Source organism: Polaromonas sp. P1_G4 (assembly GCF_056405475.1).
On record NZ_JBFUCA010000491.1, the window covers coordinates 1 to 3158 of the forward strand.

At 59.8% G+C, this 3158-nt stretch carries 5 protein-coding genes; 3 read left to right on the forward strand and 2 right to left on the reverse strand.

Going from position 1 to position 3158, the window contains the following annotated elements; genetic code table 11:
• Positions 1 to 181, forward strand: a 181-nt coding sequence (locus AC1D1X_RS19300; RefSeq protein WP_477698919.1) for a hypothetical protein, incomplete at its 5' end; no start/stop codon positions are given.
• 102 nt (positions 182 to 283) lie between these two features.
• Positions 284 to 1000, forward strand: a complete 717-nt coding sequence (locus AC1D1X_RS19305) for an SIMPL domain-containing protein (protein WP_477669236.1) — start codon at positions 284 to 286, stop codon at positions 998 to 1000.
• Here the strand turns inward: AC1D1X_RS19305 and AC1D1X_RS19310 are convergent.
• On the reverse strand, positions 969 to 1517 hold the full coding sequence (locus AC1D1X_RS19310; RefSeq protein WP_477669613.1) for a multidrug/biocide efflux PACE transporter: 549 nt from the start codon (positions 1515 to 1517) through the stop codon (positions 969 to 971). The genes AC1D1X_RS19305 and AC1D1X_RS19310 overlap by 32 nt on opposite strands.
• A gap of 122 nt (positions 1518 to 1639) precedes the next feature.
• Between AC1D1X_RS19310 and AC1D1X_RS19315 the strand changes: the two genes are divergently transcribed.
• On the forward strand, positions 1640 to 2548 hold the full coding sequence (locus AC1D1X_RS19315) for a LysR family transcriptional regulator (RefSeq protein WP_477669237.1): 909 nt from the start codon (positions 1640 to 1642) through the stop codon (positions 2546 to 2548).
• 144 nt (positions 2549 to 2692) lie between these two features.
• Here AC1D1X_RS19315 and AC1D1X_RS19320 read toward each other — a convergent pair.
• Positions 2693 to 3158, reverse strand: a 466-nt coding sequence (locus tag AC1D1X_RS19320) for an outer membrane beta-barrel protein (protein ID WP_477698920.1), incomplete at its 5' end; no start/stop codon positions are given.

Consider the following 3158-nt stretch of genomic DNA (forward strand, 5'->3'; position numbering starts at 1 on the left):
CTGTTACAAAAGTTGCGGCCACATGCAAGTGTGCGTGTTGACTATGGCAATGCGCCTACATTCGATTGAAAAAACACATGTAAAAATAAGCGGCCGCTCCCTGGGCACCGCGCTGGCGGGCCCTTGTAAGAGCAATGCCGGGCGAATGCGCCTGGTTACTTGCGGTGAACAGGCTGCTTGATTTGCAGCGTTCCGGATGTTCACCATGATTTCCCCCTCCATTTCACGCTTGTCTTTTTTAGCCAGAAGCGGCTGAAATTCACCACCCCGAAAGGTAATTCCGATGCGAGCTCCAAAATCGATCGCTTTGTGTGTCCTGTTGGCAGGCGCAGTGCTGGGTAGCCATGCCATGGCCCAGACCAACTTCCACGAATCCCTGCAGAACGTGGCCCAGTTATCGGTCAGTGGCTCGGTGGAGGTGCAGCAGGACCTGTTGTCGATTTCATTGACCACAACCCGTGATGGTGCTGACGCGGGCGTCGTGCAAAGCCAGCTCAGGCAGGCGCTTGAGACTGCGCTGACCCAGGCCAAGCAGGCGGCGGCGCCCGGCCAGATGGAGGTGCGCACCGGGAATTTCAGCCTGTATCCGCGCTATGGCAAGGACGGCAAGATCAATGGCTGGCAGGGCTCCACCGAACTGGTGCTGGAAGGCAAGGACTTCCCGCGCATCACCAGCACGGCGGGCAAGATCCAGACCCTGACCATGGGCAACGTCAGTTTTGCATTGAGCCGCGAGCAGCGCGCCAAAGTCGAGGGCGAGGCCCAGGCGCTCGCAATTGAGCGTTTCAAGGCCAAGGCCAGTGAGGTGGCGCGCAGTTTTGGTTTTGCCGGCTACTCGCTGCGCGAAGTCTCGGTGAATGCCAACGACCAGGGCTCTCCACCGCGTCCCCGCATGATGGCGATGTCGGCCAAGGCCGAAATGGCCGATGCATCAGTGCCTGTGGAAGCCGGCAAGAGCACGGTATTGGTCATCGTGTCGGGCTCTGTGCAGATGAAGTAAGGCACTTGCCGGCGGCAGGCGCTGCACAAAGTAGCGCGGGCGCCGGCTGCTGCCCGCCGGCCGTGCGGCTGGCCAGCTGGGCTTTGCGCGCGTGGCGCGCCACCACCCGTGAGCGGACATGGTCGTAAGCCCAGTTAAAGCAGAAGGTATAGGGCAGGAAGAACAGCACGATCGCAATGTCCAGTACAAAGGCTTCCCACAGGCCGATGTCCAGCCACCAGGCCGCCAGCGGAACCACCGCGATGATCAGGCCGATTTCAAACAGCACAGCATGCACGGCACGCGCCGCCAGCGTGCGCTGAAAGCCCATGCGGCGCTGCGCCCGGTCAAACAGGGCGTTGAACACCATGTTCCAGCTCATCGCCATCAGCGAAACCATCAGGGTCAGCAGGCCCATGTGCGCCAGCGAATAGCCGAGTAGCCAGGCGCCTAGTGGTGCGCAGATGGCGATGGCCAGGATTTCAAAGCCGAGGGCGTGGAAAAACCGTTCTTTCAGGGATTTTTGGAGGCTCATGATGCGCGTTCTGAATGATTTGCCGACCGTTGAGGCGAGATGCCTTACTGTCATGACTGTATTTTCATCGCTATTTCGAATACATTAAAATCAATAATCATCGAAAAAATAGATGGAAGACTGCCATGCGCCATTCCCCGGAAGCCTTGACCGCTTTTGCAGAGGCTGCGACCCTGGGTTCGTTCTCGGCTGCGGCCCGCAAACTGGGCAAAAGCCAGTCGACGGTGAGCAGTGCGATTGCCAACCTGGAAATCGACCTTGGCCTGAACCTGTTTGACCGGAGCAGCCGAAAGCCGGCACTGACGGAACACGGACGGGTCATGCTGGGCAAGGTGCAGGAAATCCTCGCTGCCAGTGACCGGCTTGACCGCGCTGCCAGCCAGCTTGGGGGCGGCCTTGAGCCCAGGCTCAGCGTGGTCTGGTCGGACACCTACCAGTCAGACCGGTTTGAAGAAATGCTTTCGGCTTTTGAGAAAAGCTTTCCCGACCTGGAGTTTGAGTGCCTGATTGCCGAACACGGCGACCTAGTGTCGCTGGTGCAAACAGGGCGGGCAAACATTGGCGTGGTAGCAGCCCAGGGCGCTTATCCGCCGGACATCGGTTCGGCCACGATTGCCGAGCAGTCTGAAATCACCCTGTTTGTGGCGGCCGCCCACCCATTGGCCAGCATGAAAGACATCACGCCCGACGTTCTGGTCAATTTCAGGGAGCTGCGGCTGGATACCTATATAGAGATGGAGCGGGGTGCGCAGGGAGTCCGGGGCTCACATGGGGCGCGCCAGTCGCGCCGCGCCTGGTCCGCTCCCAGCTATCTCATGCTGCTGGAAATGGCGGTGTTGGGTTTTGGATGGGCGGCCATTCCGCGCTGGATGGTGACGCGCTTTGCCGCTGGCAAACTGGTCGAACTTCATGCGCGCGGCTGGCCGCGCAGGGTGCCTGTGGACGCCGTATGGTCACGCCAGCGCCCCTTGGGCCGTGCCGGAACCTGGCTGTTGCAGGAGATGCTGGCACCGCACGTGCACGCGGTTTTATAAGAAGAAAATGCTTGAAAGCAAAGAATAGCGGGCGCAAGCAGCTATGAAATTGATAGTGAATGCGTGAAGCGAAAACATGAAAAAAGCCCGCATGCCATGAAAGGCATGCGGGCTTTTGGCTGTTGGCTACGCTGCCACAACGGCCTAGAAGCGGTAGCGCAGGCCTATGCTGGTGGTGCTGAGGCGTTCCTTGCCGCCACCGGGGTACTTCATGTCATGCTCGTCCCACTGCAGCACCGCCGACAAGGTAGGGGTGAATGCCCATTCGGCCCCCAGGCCATACGACACGCCCCAATTGCTTTCGCTGCCTGTGGCAATGCCGGACGCAGGTGCGGCGGACACGTGGCTGCGTCCATAGGTCGTCCCCAGCTTGCCCAGCAGGTTGAAGGAGTTGCTCATTGGCAAACGGCCGACCAGGCTCAGGTTGATGCCTTCTGCATCGGTCTGCCCGCCGCCACGGTTGATCTTGCCGAAATCGGTATAGCCCAGTTCCAGGCCGAAGTTGTTGTTGAAATAGCTGCCGCCGTAGATGTTGTACGACGTGTCCCTGTTGTCGGAAGGAAAACCGCCGGCACCGCTTGGCAGGGAAAAGTCTGAGCTGCCCACGTTC